Source organism: Streptomyces sp. NPDC096205 (assembly GCF_044763135.1).
In the GTDB taxonomy this organism is placed as follows: Bacteria; Actinomycetota; Actinomycetes; order Streptomycetales; family Streptomycetaceae; genus Streptomyces.
Genome location: NZ_JBIWFS010000006.1, coordinates 1 through 15,327, shown reverse-complemented (window position 1 = coordinate 15,327; position 15,327 = coordinate 1). Strand labels below are relative to the sequence as shown.

14 protein-coding genes and 1 rRNA gene are annotated in these 15,327 nt (G+C 70.5%); 11 read left to right on the top strand and 4 right to left on the bottom strand.

All coding sequences use genetic code 11. The features are described from left to right. Window positions 1-91: 91 nt before the first annotated feature. Window positions 92-1,768, bottom strand: coding sequence for a serine/threonine-protein kinase (locus ACIQ6Y_RS22195; RefSeq protein WP_404041584.1), 1,677 nt, complete (start codon window positions 1,766-1,768; stop codon window positions 92-94). A 21-nt stretch (window positions 1,769-1,789) separates the two neighbouring features. Further along, window positions 1,790-2,728, bottom strand: a complete 939-nt coding sequence (locus ACIQ6Y_RS22190; protein WP_404041582.1) for an oxidoreductase — start codon at window positions 2,726-2,728, stop codon at window positions 1,790-1,792. 88 nt (window positions 2,729-2,816) lie between these two features. On the opposite strand from ACIQ6Y_RS22190, the gene ACIQ6Y_RS22185 reads away from it, so the two are divergent. The 7 genes from ACIQ6Y_RS22185 to ACIQ6Y_RS22155 all read left to right on the top strand — a co-directional run bounded on the left by ACIQ6Y_RS22185 (window position 2,817) and on the right by ACIQ6Y_RS22155 (window position 10,806). Continuing rightward, the gene (locus ACIQ6Y_RS22185) at window positions 2,817-3,425 is read left to right on the top strand and encodes a TetR/AcrR family transcriptional regulator (RefSeq protein ID WP_404041580.1); all 609 of its coding nucleotides are present in this window, start codon (window positions 2,817-2,819) and stop codon (window positions 3,423-3,425) included. A gap of 258 nt (window positions 3,426-3,683) precedes the next feature. Next, the gene (locus tag ACIQ6Y_RS22180; RefSeq protein ID WP_003991275.1) at window positions 3,684-3,992 is read left to right on the top strand and encodes a hypothetical protein; all 309 of its coding nucleotides are present in this window, start codon (window positions 3,684-3,686) and stop codon (window positions 3,990-3,992) included. Window positions 3,993-4,194: 202 nt separating this feature from the next. After that, complete coding sequence (locus ACIQ6Y_RS22175; RefSeq protein ID WP_404041579.1) at window positions 4,195-4,995, top strand: hypothetical protein; 801 nt, start codon at window positions 4,195-4,197, stop codon at window positions 4,993-4,995. Next, window positions 4,985-6,304 carry a hypothetical protein gene (locus tag ACIQ6Y_RS22170; protein ID WP_404041577.1) on the top strand — a complete coding sequence of 440 codons (1,320 nt, stop codon included), beginning with the start codon at window positions 4,985-4,987 and terminating at the stop codon, window positions 6,302-6,304. The genes ACIQ6Y_RS22175 and ACIQ6Y_RS22170 overlap by 11 nt, the downstream gene beginning before the upstream one ends. Next, window positions 6,301-7,857 (top strand): SCO6880 family protein, encoded by a 1,557-nt coding sequence (locus tag ACIQ6Y_RS22165; RefSeq protein ID WP_404041575.1) that lies wholly within the window; start codon window positions 6,301-6,303, stop codon window positions 7,855-7,857. The genes ACIQ6Y_RS22170 and ACIQ6Y_RS22165 overlap by 4 nt, the downstream gene beginning before the upstream one ends. Before the next feature lie 11 nt (window positions 7,858-7,868). Next, a complete protein-coding gene (locus tag ACIQ6Y_RS22160) occupies window positions 7,869-9,278 on the top strand; it encodes an ATP-binding protein (RefSeq protein WP_404041573.1) in 1,410 nt (469 codons plus the stop codon). A gap of 67 nt (window positions 9,279-9,345) precedes the next feature. Beyond that, window positions 9,346-10,806 (top strand): type VI secretion protein, encoded by a 1,461-nt coding sequence (locus tag ACIQ6Y_RS22155; RefSeq protein ID WP_404041571.1) that lies wholly within the window; start codon window positions 9,346-9,348, stop codon window positions 10,804-10,806. Here ACIQ6Y_RS22155 and ACIQ6Y_RS22150 read toward each other — a convergent pair. Then, on the bottom strand, window positions 10,794-11,369 hold the full coding sequence (locus ACIQ6Y_RS22150; protein ID WP_404041569.1) for a GNAT family N-acetyltransferase: 576 nt from the start codon (window positions 11,367-11,369) through the stop codon (window positions 10,794-10,796). The genes ACIQ6Y_RS22155 and ACIQ6Y_RS22150 overlap by 13 nt on opposite strands. 92 nt (window positions 11,370-11,461) lie before the next feature. On the opposite strand from ACIQ6Y_RS22150, the gene ACIQ6Y_RS22145 reads away from it, so the two are divergent. Genes ACIQ6Y_RS22145 through ACIQ6Y_RS22130 form a run of 4 tightly spaced genes read left to right on the top strand, consistent with a single transcriptional unit; the run spans window position 11,462 to window position 15,160 of the window. Then, window positions 11,462-12,394, top strand: coding sequence for an ABC transporter ATP-binding protein (locus ACIQ6Y_RS22145; protein WP_404041568.1), 933 nt, complete (start codon window positions 11,462-11,464; stop codon window positions 12,392-12,394). Then, window positions 12,391-13,173 carry an ABC transporter permease gene (locus ACIQ6Y_RS22140; RefSeq protein WP_404041566.1) on the top strand — a complete coding sequence of 261 codons (783 nt, stop codon included), beginning with the start codon at window positions 12,391-12,393 and terminating at the stop codon, window positions 13,171-13,173. The genes ACIQ6Y_RS22145 and ACIQ6Y_RS22140 overlap by 4 nt, the downstream gene beginning before the upstream one ends. A 29-nt stretch (window positions 13,174-13,202) precedes the next feature. Next, entirely contained in the window at window positions 13,203-14,501 is a 1,299-nt protein-coding gene (locus ACIQ6Y_RS22135; RefSeq protein ID WP_404041565.1) for a sensor histidine kinase, read from the top strand. Beyond that, window positions 14,498-15,160, top strand: a complete 663-nt coding sequence (locus tag ACIQ6Y_RS22130; protein ID WP_404041563.1) for a response regulator — start codon at window positions 14,498-14,500, stop codon at window positions 15,158-15,160. The genes ACIQ6Y_RS22135 and ACIQ6Y_RS22130 overlap by 4 nt, the downstream gene beginning before the upstream one ends. Window positions 15,161-15,232: 72 nt before the next feature. Here the strand turns inward: ACIQ6Y_RS22130 and rrf are convergent. Beyond that, a 5S ribosomal RNA gene (rrf, locus tag ACIQ6Y_RS22125) occupies window positions 15,233-15,327 on the bottom strand; the annotation flags it as partial.

Below are 15,327 nucleotides of genomic sequence, written 5' to 3'. Positions count from 1 at the left end.
ACCGGCCACCCATACCTTCCGCACGCCTCAACTCTCCCCCACCAGAGCCCGTTCTACGGGTCAATTACCAGCCTGAGCGCGTCCGTGTGAGCTACTTCGCCGTGAACCCACGGCATTGAATGGTGACGTACTTCCGGGGTTCCTGAACATGCAGGAAGAGCACGGTCCAGTCGCCGGGGTCGTTCCCGACGGGTATGGCGTCGCCTGCCTTCTTGCCGCGGACGTAGCTGTGGAAGTCGTCGGGGTACGTCAGATAGGTCCACTCAGGCGCCCCTTGGGCCGACCCGTTCCGGTACAGGTCGACGGGCTCGCTGACATAGCCGAGGCTGAGGTTCTGCAGGGGCGCCCCCTCGAACGGCCGGCCCGTGTCCGCGTCGATCTCATGAGGGGGTTTGACGGCCACTGAGACGAAGTAGCTCTCACCGGGACCTGAGGCAGCGTCCTTCAACCGGATGCCGATCCGGCCTCTGCCCGAGTTGTACGGGGCGTTCGAGTCGGCAGCGGACACCGAGGCCTGGAACAGCCCGTTGGGCTCCTCGGCGGGCAGGTTGCACTCTCCCTCCCCGTGCGTCGATGCGGGGTCTGCCGTCCAGTAGTCGCGAGACGGGTTGGTCTGCTCGACATAGGCGGGCGGTTGGACCGCCGGATCTTCCGGGGCATCGCCGGTGGGTGCCGCCGAAGTGGCTCCAGGGCGGCCGGCCCCCTCGGTCTCCTTCGCATCCCCGTCCTGCCCGCCGGGCAGCAGAAGAGCCGCCGTCACAGCGCCGACCGCGAGTCCCGCTCCTACGGCAATCAGCCAGGGCGTGGGGCGGCGGCGGGAAGCAACGTTCAGCTGCGTGGGCGTGTAGCCGGAGCTGTACGGCGAGGGGGCCGTCGGCAGGGCGTGCAACCCCCGGGACGGGGCGACGGCGGGAACGGGCTCGGTCGGTCCCGTCAGCGCCCTGTACCACCCGTCCTCGACCAGCGCGGAGCGCACGGCGCAACGGGCGATCACCTCGGCAAGGCCCGGACGGGCCGCCGCGTCCTTGGCCACACAGGCCTCGATGAGTCCTGCCAGCCGGGGCTCCACACCGGCGAGGTCGATCGGCTCGTGGACCGCTCGATAGCTCACCCCTGCGGGTTCGCCCGCGCCGAAGGGCGGACGGCCTGTCGCCGCGTAGGCGAGCGTGGCACCGAGTGCGAACACGTCGGCGGCCGGCCCCACCTCGTTGCGCAGCAGCACCTCGGGCGCCGCGAAACCCGGTGTGCCCGGGGCGAATCCGGTCTCGGTGAGAACGGCGTGACCCACACCCCGAGCGATACCGAAGTCGATGAGCTGCGGCCCTTGAGCCGCCAGAATGACGTTCTGCGGCTTGAGGTCCCGGTGGGTGACCCCCTGGGCATGCACGGCCGCCAGCCCCTCGGCCAGCGCGGCTGCCACACCCCGGCAGGTCTCCGCAGGCAACGCCCCTCTGTCCGCGACAGCCTTGTCCAGCGTCGGCCCCGCCACATACTCGGTGGCCAGCCAGTAAGGTGCCGCGTCCAGTGACGCGTCGATCAGGTTCGCCGTGTACACGCTGCGCACCGCCCGCACGGTCTCGACCTCGCGCCGGAAGCGTGCCAGGGCCTCGGGGTGGTCGGTGATCTCGTCGCGGATCACCTTGATCGCGACCAGCCGCCCGCCGGGCGACCGGGCCAGGTAGACCTGGCCCATGCCACCCGCTCCGAGCCGTGCGAGCAGTGTGTACGCGCCTATGTGCGCCGGATCCCGATCTCTGAGTGCGTCCACCGAAGCGACCTTGCCATACGGTCAGTTGACGGCGTCCACCGCCAGCGGGAAAGCCACCCCCGTCAGCTCCTCCGACACATCCCACAGCCGCCGCGCCGCCGCAGGGTCGCTCGCCGCGGGGGAGCGGCCCACCAGGGTCGGGGCTCCGCGGAGTTCACCGGGGCCGTCCGGGCCGACGTAGCCGGCGCCGGGGAGGTCCTGGGTGGCGGCGTAGAGGGTGGGAAGGGCGCCGGAGGTGTCGGGCTGGGCGATGAAGCGGTTGCCGAGCTGCATGAAGACCCGGGCGACGGGGTTGGCGGCGTGGCTCTGCAGGTTGGTCGCGGACCAGCCGGGATGCGCGGCAAGGGCACGGACCCCGGAGCCGGCCTCGGCCAGACGGCGCTGGAGTTCCAGGGTGAACAGCAGGTTGGCCAGTTTGGACTGGGCGTAGGCGGCCTGCGGGGTGTAGCCGGAGGTCCAGTGGAGGTCCTCGAAGCGGATGCGGTTCTTCGCACCGCCCCAGCGATGGGCGCCCGAGGAGACGGTCACCACCCGGTCCGTCACATACGGCAGCAGCAGGTTGGTCAGCGCGAAGTGGCCGAGATGGTTCGTGCCGAACTGCATCTCGAAGCCGTCCCTGGTCTCCTGCCGCGGCAGCATCATCACGCCCGCGTTGTTGATCAGCAGATCCAGCGGCCGCTCCTGCCACTCCTTCGCGAAGGCCCGCACGGAGGCCAGGTCGGCGAGGTCGAGACGACGCACCTCGGTGCTGCCTCCCATGGCCGCGGCCGCGCTCCGGCCCCGCTCGGGGTCGCGCACCGCCAGCACGACATGCGCACCCGCACGGGCCAGCGCCGCGGCGGCGACCCGCCCGATGCCGCTGTTCGCCCCGGTGACCAGCGCCGTACGGCCGGACAGATCGGGGAGCTGGGAGGCGTTCCACTTGGCCGGCCGGGACGCCGGCGTGCGTGTAGAGGACATGGCGCCAATGTAGGCAGCGACAACAATGCTGTCAACGGCAACATCAGCCATGCCGGAACCGAGCTGTCAGTGACTACGTACAGCTACGATGCTGACCATGTCCGAGCCCCGCCCCTACCACCACGGAGACCTCCGCGCCGCCCTGCTCGCCGGCGCCGAGGACACCCTGCGGGAAAAAGGGGCCGCCGCGCTCTCCCTGCGCGAGCTCGCCCGCACCACCGGCGTCAGCCACGCCGCCCCGACCCGCCATTTCAAGGACAAGCAGGCCCTGCTCGACGCGCTCGCACTTTCGGGCTTCCAGCGCATGACCCGGGCCGTCCACGGCGCCGACGACCCCTCACTCCCCCTGGAGACCCGGCTCACCGCCCTGGCCCGCGCCTACCTCCGCTTCGCCGCCGACAACGCGGCCCTGCTGGAACTGATGTACGCCCGCAAGCACGACCCGGACATCTCCGACCAGCTCGCCGCGGCCGTCGAGGGCGCCATGACGCCCTTCTTCCGCCTGGTCACCGACGCCCAGGCACGCGGCGAGATCATCGCGGGCGACCCCGAGCGCATCACCCTTCTGGCGGGCGCCGCCCTGCACGGCGTGGCCGCCTTCACCGCGGGCGGCCACCTCCCGGCCGACGCGGCCCTGGACTCCGTCGGAGAGCTCGTCCACCACCTGCTGCACGGCCTCACCCCCCGTCAGGGTTAGCCTTCACCCGACGGATCGTCACGAGGCGCCGCCACGACGGTAAAAGGGGTCAACGACGGAACCGCCGACAGGTTCCGCTCAGGCCTCATTGCCCGGCGTGACCTGCCGTGATACACAGAGTTACCAAGGTATTCGTACGAAACCCGCCAAGCAATGACGCCAAGTCGACATACTGCGGCGTCATTGTCGGCGAGAATGGGCCTGACCTCTGCACACCGCAGGGGACGACGGAACTACCCACCAGGGGCGGTGACTTACATGCTCTTTGCGGCCGACAAGGGAGACATCAACACCATCATCGGCGGGATCGCTCCGGACTGGGGCCCCTTCGGCAGCCTGGGCAACGAGGCGAAGGTCATGATCGAGGTCGTGATGGCGGTCGCCATCCTGCTGTGCCTCGGCATCGCCATCTGGGGCGCGGCGAAGCAGCGTATCGGCGCGACGGCCCTGCGGGACACCTTCAGCGCGGAACAGGGCAAGGGCCTGATCATCGCGGGCCTGACGGGCGTCTTCATCATCGGCTCGCTCGGCACGCTGTTCACGATCGTCTACGGCATGGCGGTGTAGGGCGGTGTAGCACCTCGCCCCCCGACGGGCACGCACGCCCGGAACCGCCCCTGTCCCCCACACCCCACCCATCCGTCGTGCCCACCGGCTGAGGTTGCGTCTCCCTGATGTCGAGTCACCACACCGCGCCCGCGCGGGAACCAGCACGGCTACCGTCGTACGTGTTCCAGTTCCGGTACGACGTCGAGGGGGCGTACGCCGCATGAGCCTGGGAGACGAGCACGACACGCACGCCTCCGGCGGTTACGCAGGCACCCGCACCCGCCTCCCCGAAGGCGACCCCTACACCGGCGGCCCCCGCCGCCGGTCCTCCTCCCGCAGCCTCATCACCGTCGTGGCCGTCGTCGTCCTCCTCATCGCCGCGATCGCCTTCGCGAACCGCGGAGGAGACGATTCGCCATCCGACACCGCCGGCAACAAAACCCCCCAGACCTCCCCCACGGCCCCGACGGGAACCCGCCCGGTGGCAGCAGGCTTCGCCCACGACCAGCAGGGGGCGGAGAGCGCGGCGGCGAACTACTCGGTCGCGCTCGGATCGGCCGAGATGTTCGACACCGGCCGTCGCCACGCCATCGTGAGAGCCGTGTACGCACCCGATGTCGCCGCCTCACGGCAGACAGATCTGGACCGCGCGTACTCGGACGATAAGTTCCTCGCCAACATCGGGCTCGCCAAGGACGGCAGAGCACCCGCCGGACAGACGTTCGTCTCCCGGATCATCCCCGTGGGCACCAAGGCCACCGCGTTCAGCGGCGCCGAGGCCACGGTCGAGGTCTGGTACACCTCGCTCTTCGGCTTCTCCGGCGAGAACTCGACCAACCCCGTGTCCGAGAGCTGGTACACGACGACCTATCAGTTGCAGTGGATCGACAACGACTGGAAGGTCACCGACTTCCAGCAGAAGGACGGGCCGGTGCCGGTCGGGCGCGATCAGAAGGCCTCCACCGCCGACGACATGACGAAGGCCGTCGAGGAGTACGGAGGGTTCACGTATGCGCGCTAACCAGCTCTTCCTCAAGGTGGCAGGCGCTGTTGCCGCCGTACAGACCGGCACTGTGCTGCTCGCCTCCCACGCGTTCGCCGCGCCCACACCGACCCCGAGCAACGACCCCTGCGACCTGGTACGCGGACCCGCCAAGAAGTACTGCGAAGGCGACAACAGCGGCGGCACCTCCACCAACCCCTCCCTGGACCCCACCTCCACCCTCGACCCCCTCTCCTCGCTGGCGCGCGGATGCGCGGACGCGGCGTCGTGGACGATCGAGAAGCTCAGCGAGGCCGTGAAGGACACGGCGACGGTGGACTTCACGAACGCGAAGTTCCTCCAGCAGTACGCGGTCGTGTTCGCGGCGTCGACGATCCTCACCCTGCTGCTGTGGCTGCTGGCCGTCGCCAAGCGGGCCGTGCGCGGCGTGCCGATGTCCACGGCGATCTCGGAGGCGATCGGGTTCCTCTGGCTCACGGTGCTGGCGTCCGCATTCACGCCCCTCATCCTGTACACGATCGTCTCCGCCACCGACGGCATCAGCGAAGTCCTCGCGAACACCACCGGCGACCAGACCGACGTGTTCTTCGGCAACTTCTCCGGCGCCCTGGAGAAGGGAGAGGACATCGGCGGCGGCCCGATCATGCTGATCGTCGTCTCCCTCGTGTCCATCCTCGCCGCGGGCATCCTCTGGCTGGAGCTCGTGATCCGCGCCGCCCTGCTCTACGTAGGCGCACTCCTCGGCACCGTCGTCTACGCCGGCCTCGTCGACAAGAACCTGTGGGGCCACGTCCGCCGCTGGGCGGGCATCATGATCGCGGTCATCCTCGTCAAGCCGGTGATCGTCATCGTGCTCGGCCTCGCCGGAGCCCTCTCCGCCGACGACGGCCCCGACGCGTTCTCCGCCGTCGTCTCCGGCCTCGCCATCATCCTGCTCGCCATCTTCGCGTCCGCGATGATCTACCGCTTCGTCCCCGGCTTCGGCGACGAGATCGCCGGCTCCCGCAGCAACCGCATCATGCAGGGCGCCGAAGGCAAGGCCGCCGCCGTCATCAGCTCCCCCGCGACCCTCGTCGCCCAGGGCATCAAGACCCACAGCACCCGCGCCGACAGCAACGGAGGCGGACAGCAGGGCACCGGCACCCCCCGCCCGGCCAACCAGACCGCCGGCGGCATGGCCGCGCACAGCTCGCGCACCTCGACCGGTGGCGGCGGATCTGTCCCCTCCGCCGCACCCTCGCCCCGTTCGAGCAGCCCGGTCAACACGCCCCACGCCAGCAGCACCCGCAACAGCAGTACCAACCGCACGGGAGGTGAAGGGCGTTGACGACCGAGTCCCATCTGTCCCATCCGGTCACGCCCCGCCGTACATATCTGATCGGCCGCGCCCGGCCGAACGCGATCGTCGGCCGGAATCGTGAGTCCGGTGAGATCGCGCTGATCATCGGCGGCGCGTTCCTCGGCATGATGTGCGGTCTCCTCGTCCCGGTGCTCTCCTTGCGCATCGTGCTGCTCATGGGCTTCCCGCTGGTCGCGCTCGCCGCGGTCTACGTGCCGTACAAGCAGCGCACGTTCTACAAGTGGTTCGAGATCAACCGCAGCTACAAGCGCACCCTGCGCCGGGGCACCGTCTACCGCTCCGGCGCCGTCGAGGCCGGCACCCGGCTCGACGGCCGCGAGGTCGAGGTCGGTCCCCCGCCCGGCATCGGCCGCATCACCTGGCTGGCCGCACCCTTCGGCCCCGACGAGATCGCCGTGCTGCTGCACGCGGACCGCCGTACCGTCACCGCGGCCATCGAGATCGAGGGCCCCGGCGTTGGCCTGCGCGACAGCGAGGACCAGGAAGCCCTCGTCGACCGCTTCGGCACCCTGCTCAAGCACGTGGCCAACGGCGACGGCTTCGTCACCCGCCTGCAGATGCTCGCCCGCACCCTGCCCGCCGACCCCGACGCCCACGCCAAGGACGTCGCCGTACGCGGCGACGAGCGGGCACCGGCCTGGCTGCAGCAGTCGTACGACCAGCTCCAGTCGATGGTGTCCACCAGCAGCGAGCAGCACCGCGCCTATCTCGTGGCCTGTATGCACTTCACCCGCGAACTCGCCGCCGAGGCCAACGCCATGGCCCGCGCGGCCCGCCCGCACGGCGGCAAGGTCGACCGGGACTCCGGGCTCGCGGTCGTCATGGCGCGCGAGCTGACCGACATCTGCTCCCGCCTCCAGGAGGCCGACATCCGCGTCCGCCAGCCCCTCGGGCAGGGCCGGCTGTCGAGCCTGATCCACTCCATGTACGACCCGGACCACCCGATCGACCACATCCAGGCGATGACGAAACGTAATGCCTGGCCGGCCGAGCTGGACGCCATGGAGCCCACCTACCTTCAGGCCAAGACCCGGGAGTCCAGCACCCGCGCGCCCTGGTGCCATGCCACGGCGTGGGTGAAGGAGTGGCCGATGACGCCCGTCGGCGTCAACTTCCTCGCGCCGCTCCTCGTCCACACCCCGGACGTCATCCGCACGGTCGCCGTCACGATGGACCTCGAACCCACCGAGATCGCCATCGAGCGCATGCTGACCGAGAAGACCAACGACGAGGCGGAGGCCTCCCGCGCCGCCAAGATGAACCGCACCGTCGACCCCCGTGACGTCGCCGCCCACACCCGCCTCGACCAGCGGGGCGAGGACCTCGCCAGCGGCGCCGCAGGAGTGAACCTGGTCGGCTACATCACCGTCTCCTCGCGCAGTCCCGAGGCTCTGGCCCGCGACAAGCGCACGATAAGGGCGTCGGCCGGAAAGTCGTACCTCAAGCTGGAGTGGTGCGACCGCGAGCACCACCGGGCCTTCGTGAACACGCTTCCGTTCGCCACCGGCATCCGAAGGTAGGGACCATACGCATGCGGGATCCGCTGTCCGTCCTCACCGACGCCTTCACGTCCTTCCTGTTCGGGAAGGTCGAGACGACCCGCCTGCCCGTGCGCACCTCCACCGGGCAGGCCCAGGCCGTCTACCTGCCCACGGCCGCGCCCGGCCTCGGCGACTCCGGCGTGATCATCGGGCGCGAGGTGTACTCCGGCAAGGGCTACATCTACGACCCCTTCCAGCTGTACGGCCAGCAGCTGCCCGCCCCCCACTGGCTGGTCCTCGGCGAGTCCGGCAACGGCAAGTCGGCGCTGGAGAAGACGTACGTCCTGCGCCAGCTCCGCTTCCGTGACCGCCAGGTCGTCGTGCTCGACGCCCAGGGCGAGGACGGGGCCGGCGAATGGAACCTGATCGCGCAGGAGCTGGGGATAACGCCGATCCGGCTGGACCCCATGGCGGCACTCGACCAGGGCATCCGGCTCAACCCGCTCGACCCGGCGATCACCACGACCGGCCAGCTGGCCCTGCTGCGGACCATCATCGAGGTCGCCATGGGCCACGGCCTCGACGAGCGCTCCGGCTTCGCCCTGAAGGTCGCGCACGCCTACGTCAACGAGACCATCGTCGAGCGCCAGCCCGTCCTGTCCGACATCGTCGACCAGCTACGGCACCCCGAGCCCGAATCGGCCGAGGCGATGAACGTCGACATAGACGACGTACGGGCGTGGGGCCTGGACGTGGCCCTGGTGCTCGACCGGCTCGTCGACGGTGACCTGCGCGGCATGTTCGACGGCCCGACCACGGTCGGCATCGACCTGGACGCGCCGCTGATCGTGTTCGACCTGTCCCACATCGACCGCAACTCCATCGCCATGCCCATCCTCATGGCGATCGTCGGCGTGTGGCTGGAGCACACCTGGATCCGCCCCGACCGCAAGAAGCGCATCTTCCTGGTGGAAGAGGCCTGGCACATCATCAACAGCCCCTTCGTCGCCCAGCTCTTCCAGCGCCTGCTGAAGTTCGGCCGGCGGCTCGGTCTGTCCTTCGTGGCGGTCGTCCACCATCTGTCCGACGTCGTCGACGGCGCGGCGGCCAAGGAGGCGGCGGCGATCCTGAAGATGGCCTCGACCCGGACGATCTATGCCCAGAAGGCCGACGAGGCCAGAGCGACCGGCCGGGTGCTCGGCCTGCCGCGCTGGGCGGTGGAGATCATCCCCTCCCTCACCCCCGGCATCGCCGTATGGGACGTCAACGGCAACGTCCAGGTCGTCAAACACCTGGTCACCGAGACCGAACGCCCCCTGGTCTTCACCGACCGCGCGATGACCGAGTCCTCCTCCGACCTCGCGGACGAGGCCCTCCTCGCCGCCGAACTGGAGGCCGAGGAGCGCGCGGCCGCCTTCGTGGAACAACACCTCGGCGACTCCGAGTCGACGGTGGCGTAAAAGCGTGAAGTGAAAGCGTGAAAGGGGGCGACGGCGTGACGGCGGAGGAGTGGGGAGGGGCGACCGCGTGAAGGCCCAGAACCAGCAGCGGGAGGCCCAGAGCGGCGGCATCCCCGACGGCCTGCTGATCGGCATACTCGCGTTCCTCGTCGGCATGACCGTGCTGGCCTGGACGGCCACGGGCCTCGCCGCGTGGTTCGCCCACGGCTCCTGGCCGGACACGGTCACCTTCGCCCGCACCCCCCTGGCCATGCGCCACCTCATCGCCCAGCCGCACGACCTCACCGGCGCCTGGCCGGACACCCCGGCGACCGCCCTGTCCGGCTACGGCCTCTTCTGGGGCCTGCTCATCGGCCAGCTGATGATCCTGGTGGTCGTCACCGTCTTCGTCCTGGGAACGGTGGCCCGCTGGAGGGCCGTACGCAGGAGACGCAGAGAGGAACCCCAGGAGCAGCAGCCGCAGTACGAGGTGCCGCAACCGCGGGTGGAACAGCAGCCGCAGCCGACGGCACCGGAGAAGCCGCCGGTGGAGGCGACGCAGGCCTCCCCGTCCGAGCAGCAGCGGGTCGGCAGTTGGGCCAACACCCTGGTGGCGACCACAAAGGAAAGCCGCGAGACGACAGCCACCCAGGCGCTCCAGGACGCGGAAGGCCCCGCCCTGGTGGTCACCTCGAACCCCGCCCTCTGGCACGCCACCAAGGACGCCCGATCGAAACTCGGCCCCACCCACCTGTACGACCCCACCCACCGCTGCGACACCCCGGCACGACTCCACTGGTCCCCCACCACCGGCTGCGAGACCAAGGAGACAGCGGCACAGAGAGCAGCCGCACTGCTCACCCCGGTCCGCCCCACCTCCCGGCTCGACCAAGCGGTCGGCGACACCGCCGAAACGCTCCTGCGCAGCTACCTCCACGCCGCCGCCCTGGACGGCCGCACCATCCGCCACGTCCACCGCTGGTCGCAGGGCACGCAGATCCAGGAAGCCGTCAAGACGCTCCGCACGCACCCCAAGGCCGCCCCCGGCTCGGCGGGCGAGCTGGAGGCCGCCCTCACCGCGCACCCCGACCGCCGGGACATGGCCCAGGAGCTGACCGGCCGGGCCCTCGCCGCGCTGTCCACGGTGAACATCCGCGAGGCATGCACTCCCAACCGAACCGATGCGCTCGCCTTGGATTCCTTCATCCACGAAGGGGGAACGCTTTACGTGGTAGGCGAATCCATCGAGGACCCTCGGACCGAGCCGGGCGCGATGCCCCTCCTGACGGCCCTCGTCGCAGGCGTGGTCGAGCACGGCCGGCGCATGGCCGCACGGTCATCCTCCGGTCGGCTCGACCCACCACTGACGCTCGTCCTGGACGACATCGCGGCCGTGGCCCCCCTCCCCCAGCTCCCCGAACTCCTGGCCTCCGGCACGGAGCACGGCCTGCACACCCTCGCCCTGGTCCGCTCCCGCGAACAGGCCCGCTCCCGCTGGCCGCACGACGAACTCCCCGTCCAGGGCCTGCTTCCGGATCACAGCCCCTGACGGGCCCGCTCCAGCACGAACTCCAGCTCCTTCTCCCCGGGCGCCTGCGGCAGCGGCACGGTCACCCCGCTCGGCACGAAACCGGCCCGGCGATAGAAGGCCTGCGCCCGCGTGTTGTCCTCGTGCACGATCAGCCGCACCCGTTCCAGACCCCGCTCCCAGGCCCACCCCACGGCCGCGTCCAGCAGGGCCGTACTCACTTCCCCACCGCGCCAGTCCTGTCGTACGAAGACCCCTACGACATGACCCTGATTCCGCTCCACCGGAAACCCGGCCCAGTCCGTGGAGCCGGCCTCCTCGACGAGCAAAGCGAAAGTGCCCACCCAGTCCCCGTCGCCCGCCTCGGCGATGAACTGCCGCGCCCCGGGCGCCCCTTCACCGGAACGGACCGCCCGCTCCTGCCAGAAGGAGTCGGGCCGCTCCACGGCCTCCTCGTACGTCTCCAGAAAGGCGATCGGCGCGACCGGATCGCGCAGCGCCAGCAGCCGCAACTCCTTCGCCCGCTGCCACTCCTCGGCCCTGAGGGCCCGTACGACGAACTTCTCACCTGCGGAATCGGTCATGCGGGCCACCGTAGTACCGAGGTACTACGGGCTCACCCGATATACGGCCGCCGTCCGACGCCCCGGCCGCCCGCGCGGACGAGCATCGAAGCATGATTACGGCGCAGCAACTGACCAAACGCTACGGCGGCAGGCGCGGCAAGACCGCCGTCGCCGGCCTCTCCTTCACCGTCCGGTCCGGCACCGTCACCGGCTTCCTCGGCCCGAACGGCGCCGGCAAGTCCACCACCATGCGGATGATCCTCGGCCTGGACGCCCCGACCGAGGGCACCGCCACCGTCGACGGCACGGCGTACGCAGCCCAGCCGGCGCCCCTGACCCGTGTGGGCGCCCTGCTGGAGGCCCGCTCGGTGCACCCGGGCCGCACCGCCCACCACCACCTCATGGCCCTCGCCCTCACCCACGGCATCCCGCGCTCCCGGGTCGAGGAGGTGCTGGAGCTGGCCGGCCTCACCGAGGTCGCCCACCGCAGGGTCAAGGGCTTCTCCCTCGGCATGGGCCAACGCCTGGGCATCGCCGCCGCGCTGCTCGGCGACCCTGACACCCTCATCCTCGACGAGCCGGTCAACGGCCTCGACCCCGAGGGCGTGCTGTGGATCCGCACCCTCCTCAAGTCCCTCGCGGCCGAGGGCCGCACGGTCTTCGTCTCCTCCCACCTGATGAGCGAGATGGCCCTCACCGCCGACCACCTGGTCATCATCGGCCGCGGCCGCCTGCTGGCCGAGACCACGGTCGCCGACTTCGTACGGGACTCGGGGGCGGGCTCGGTCCGCGTGGTCACCCCGGACGCCCAGACACTCACCGAGCTGCTGCGCGGCACCGGCACGACCGTCACAGCCACCGCCCCGAGCACCCTCGACGTGCGGGGCACGGACGCCGAGCACATCGGCCGCACGGCAGCCGCCCACGGCATCCCGCTCTTCGAACTCACCTCGAACGCCTCGTCGTTGGAGGAGGCGTTCATGGCCCTCACCCACGACTCGGTCGAGTACGGCCCCACACACCTGGAAGGAGCCCGCGCATGAGCACCGCCACGGCCCCCGTCGCCGTCACCCCCGCCCGCGTGCTGCGCGCCGAATGGCACAAGCTGTGGACGCTCCGCTCCACCTGGGTCAGCCTGGCCCTGACCGTCGTCCTGACCATCGGCACCGGCCTGATCATCGGCGCGAGCTACGAGAGCGGAGGCGGCGACGACGACATCGACACCGTCCTGCTGGTGCTGCTCGGCATGCAGTTCTCCCAGGTCATCCTGGGCACACTCGGCATCCTGGCCACGGCCGGCGAACACACCACCGGTCAGATCCGGGCCACCATGACGGCCGTGCCGCGCCGGCTGCCCGTGCTGTGGTCCAAGGCCGCCGTCCTGGCCGCGGTCGGCTTCGTCACCGTCCTGATCACCAACTTCCTCACCTTCCCGCTCGCCCAGACCTTCCTCGCCGACACCGACCAGGCGGCCTCCCTCGGCGACCCCGGCGTGATCCGCGCCCTCGTCACCAACGCCGCCGGCCTCGCCCTCCTCGGCGTCCTCGCCCTGGGCCTCGGCTCGCTGCTGCGGTCCGTTTCGGCGGGCATCGGCGCCCTGATCGGCCTGGTCATGATCCTCTCCGAGATCCTCGCCCTGCTCCCCTACGACTTCGTGGACGACGCCTCCCCCTACTTCCCCGGCAAGGCCCTCGAAGCCCTCACCTACGCCGACCCCGCCCCCGGCATGGCCTCCCCCGGCGGCGCCCTGCTCGCCATGACCCTGTGGACCGCGGCGATCCTGGCCCTGGCGGCGGTGCTGCTCAAGCGACGGGACGTATGACGAGCACGAAGTTCCGTACGACGAGTTGGATGACGGAAACAGGCTTCCGTACGGAGGAGTCGGCGGCGACCATGGACGACGTGCCGGAGGACCAGACGACGCGAGCGCCCCAGACACCGGAGCCCCTGACCCAGTACCTCCAGCGGACCGTGCAGCGGGTGCGCGCCTTCGACCGGCGCCACCCGCTCGTCTGGGACCTGCACCTCACGGGCTTCTGGACGGCCGCGGCCCTGATCGACTTCCTCGGCGACGGCTGGACCCGCGTGGCCCGCAGCACCGACGTCCCCGACGCCCTGGTCCTCGTCCTCAGCCTCGCCCTCTCCCTGCCCCTGCTGTGGCGCCGCTCCCACCCGCGCACGGTGCTGCTCCTGATGGCCCCGGCCCTGCTGGTCAACGCCTGGACCGGCGCCCTCCTCCAGGCCGCCCTGCTCCAGCTGCTCGTCGTCTTCCACATCGCCCTGCGCAGCCCGCTGCGCTCCCTGTGGTGGACAACGGCAGTCTGCATGGCGCCGGTGGTCCTGACCGTCGTACGCCATCCGCAAGGCACCGCCGACGAGGGCCTCGTCCCGCACGCGATGTCGCTTCTCGTCGCCGTCGCCATCGGTATCACCGTCCGCACGCGCCGCGCCTACACGGCCGCCCTGGAGGACCGCGCCCGCCGCCTGGAGATCGAACGCGACCAGCAGGCCCGTCTCTCGGCCGCCGCCGAACGCACCCGGATCGCCCGCGAGATGCACGACATCATCGGGCACAACCTCTCCGTCATCACCGGCCTCGCCGACGGCGGCCGCTACGCCGCCGCCAAGTCCCCGGAACGCGCCGGCCAGGCCCTCGACGCCATCGCAGGAACCAGCCGCCAGGCCCTGTCCGAGCTGCGCCGCCTCCTGGACGTCCTGCGCGAGGACGACCCCGAGCCCGCCGACCTCACCCCGCAGCCCGCTCTCACCGACCTCGACCGCCTCCTGGACGGCGTCCGCGCCGCGGGCCTCCCGGTCGAGGCGACGATCGAGGGCGACCCGAAGATCTCACCCGGCCGCCAGCTCACGCTCTACCGCGTGATCCAGGAGGCCCTGACGAACACCCTCAAACACGCGGGCCCGAACGCCACGTCATCCATCGCCCTCTCCTACGCCGACACAGGCGCGGTCACCGTCACAGTGACGGACACCGGCCGAGGCGGCACTCCCGACAGCAACGGCGGCCGCGGCCTGACCGGCATGCGGGAACGCACCGCTCTGTACGGCGGCACCCTGGAAGCCGGCCCGCGCCCCCACCCGGCCCACGGCTGGCGTGTCCATCTGCATCTCCCGGAGGAACCCGCACAGTGACCACCGTCCTCATAGCCGACGACCAGCCCCTCCAGCGCTTCGGCTTCCGCATGCTGCTGGAGAGCCAGGACGACCTGACGGTCCTCGACGAGGCCGCCAACGGCAGCGAGGCGGTCCGCAAGGCGGCCGAACTCCACCCGGACGTCGTCCTGATGGACGTCCGCATGCCCGGCCTGGACGGCATCGAGGCCACACGCCGCATCACCGCCTCCGGCGACCGCACCCGCGTCCTGATCCTCACGACCTTCGACCTGGACGAGTACGCCTACGCCGGCCTGCGCGCCGGTGCCTCGGGCTTCCTGGTCAAGGACGCCCAGCCGGAGGACCTGCTCTCCGGCATCCGCGCGGTCGCCTCGGGCGACGCGGTCGTCGCCCCCGGCCTCACCCGCCGCCTCCTGGACGCGTACGTCCACCACCTCCCGTCCGGCACCACCGAGCCCGGGGCACCGGATCCGCGCCTGGCCACGCTCACGGACCGGGAACGGGAAATCCTGACGGTCATCGGCAAGGGCTGGACGAACTCGGAGATAGCCGGCCGTCTGCATCTCGCGGAGTCGACGGTGAAGACCCATGTGGGCCGCATTCTGGCGAAGACGGGCTCGCGGGACCGGGTACAGGCGGTGATCTTCGCGTACGAGACGCGATTGGTGGAGCCGTAAAGGGGCCGGAAAGGGCCCTGTAAACGCAGAAAAGGCCCACACCATAAGGTGTGAGCCTTTTCTTCAATGATTGTTCGGCGGCGTCCTACTCTCCCACAGGGTCCCCCCTGCAGTACCATCGGCGCTGTAAGGCTTAGCTTCCGGGTTCGGAATGTAACCGGGCGTTT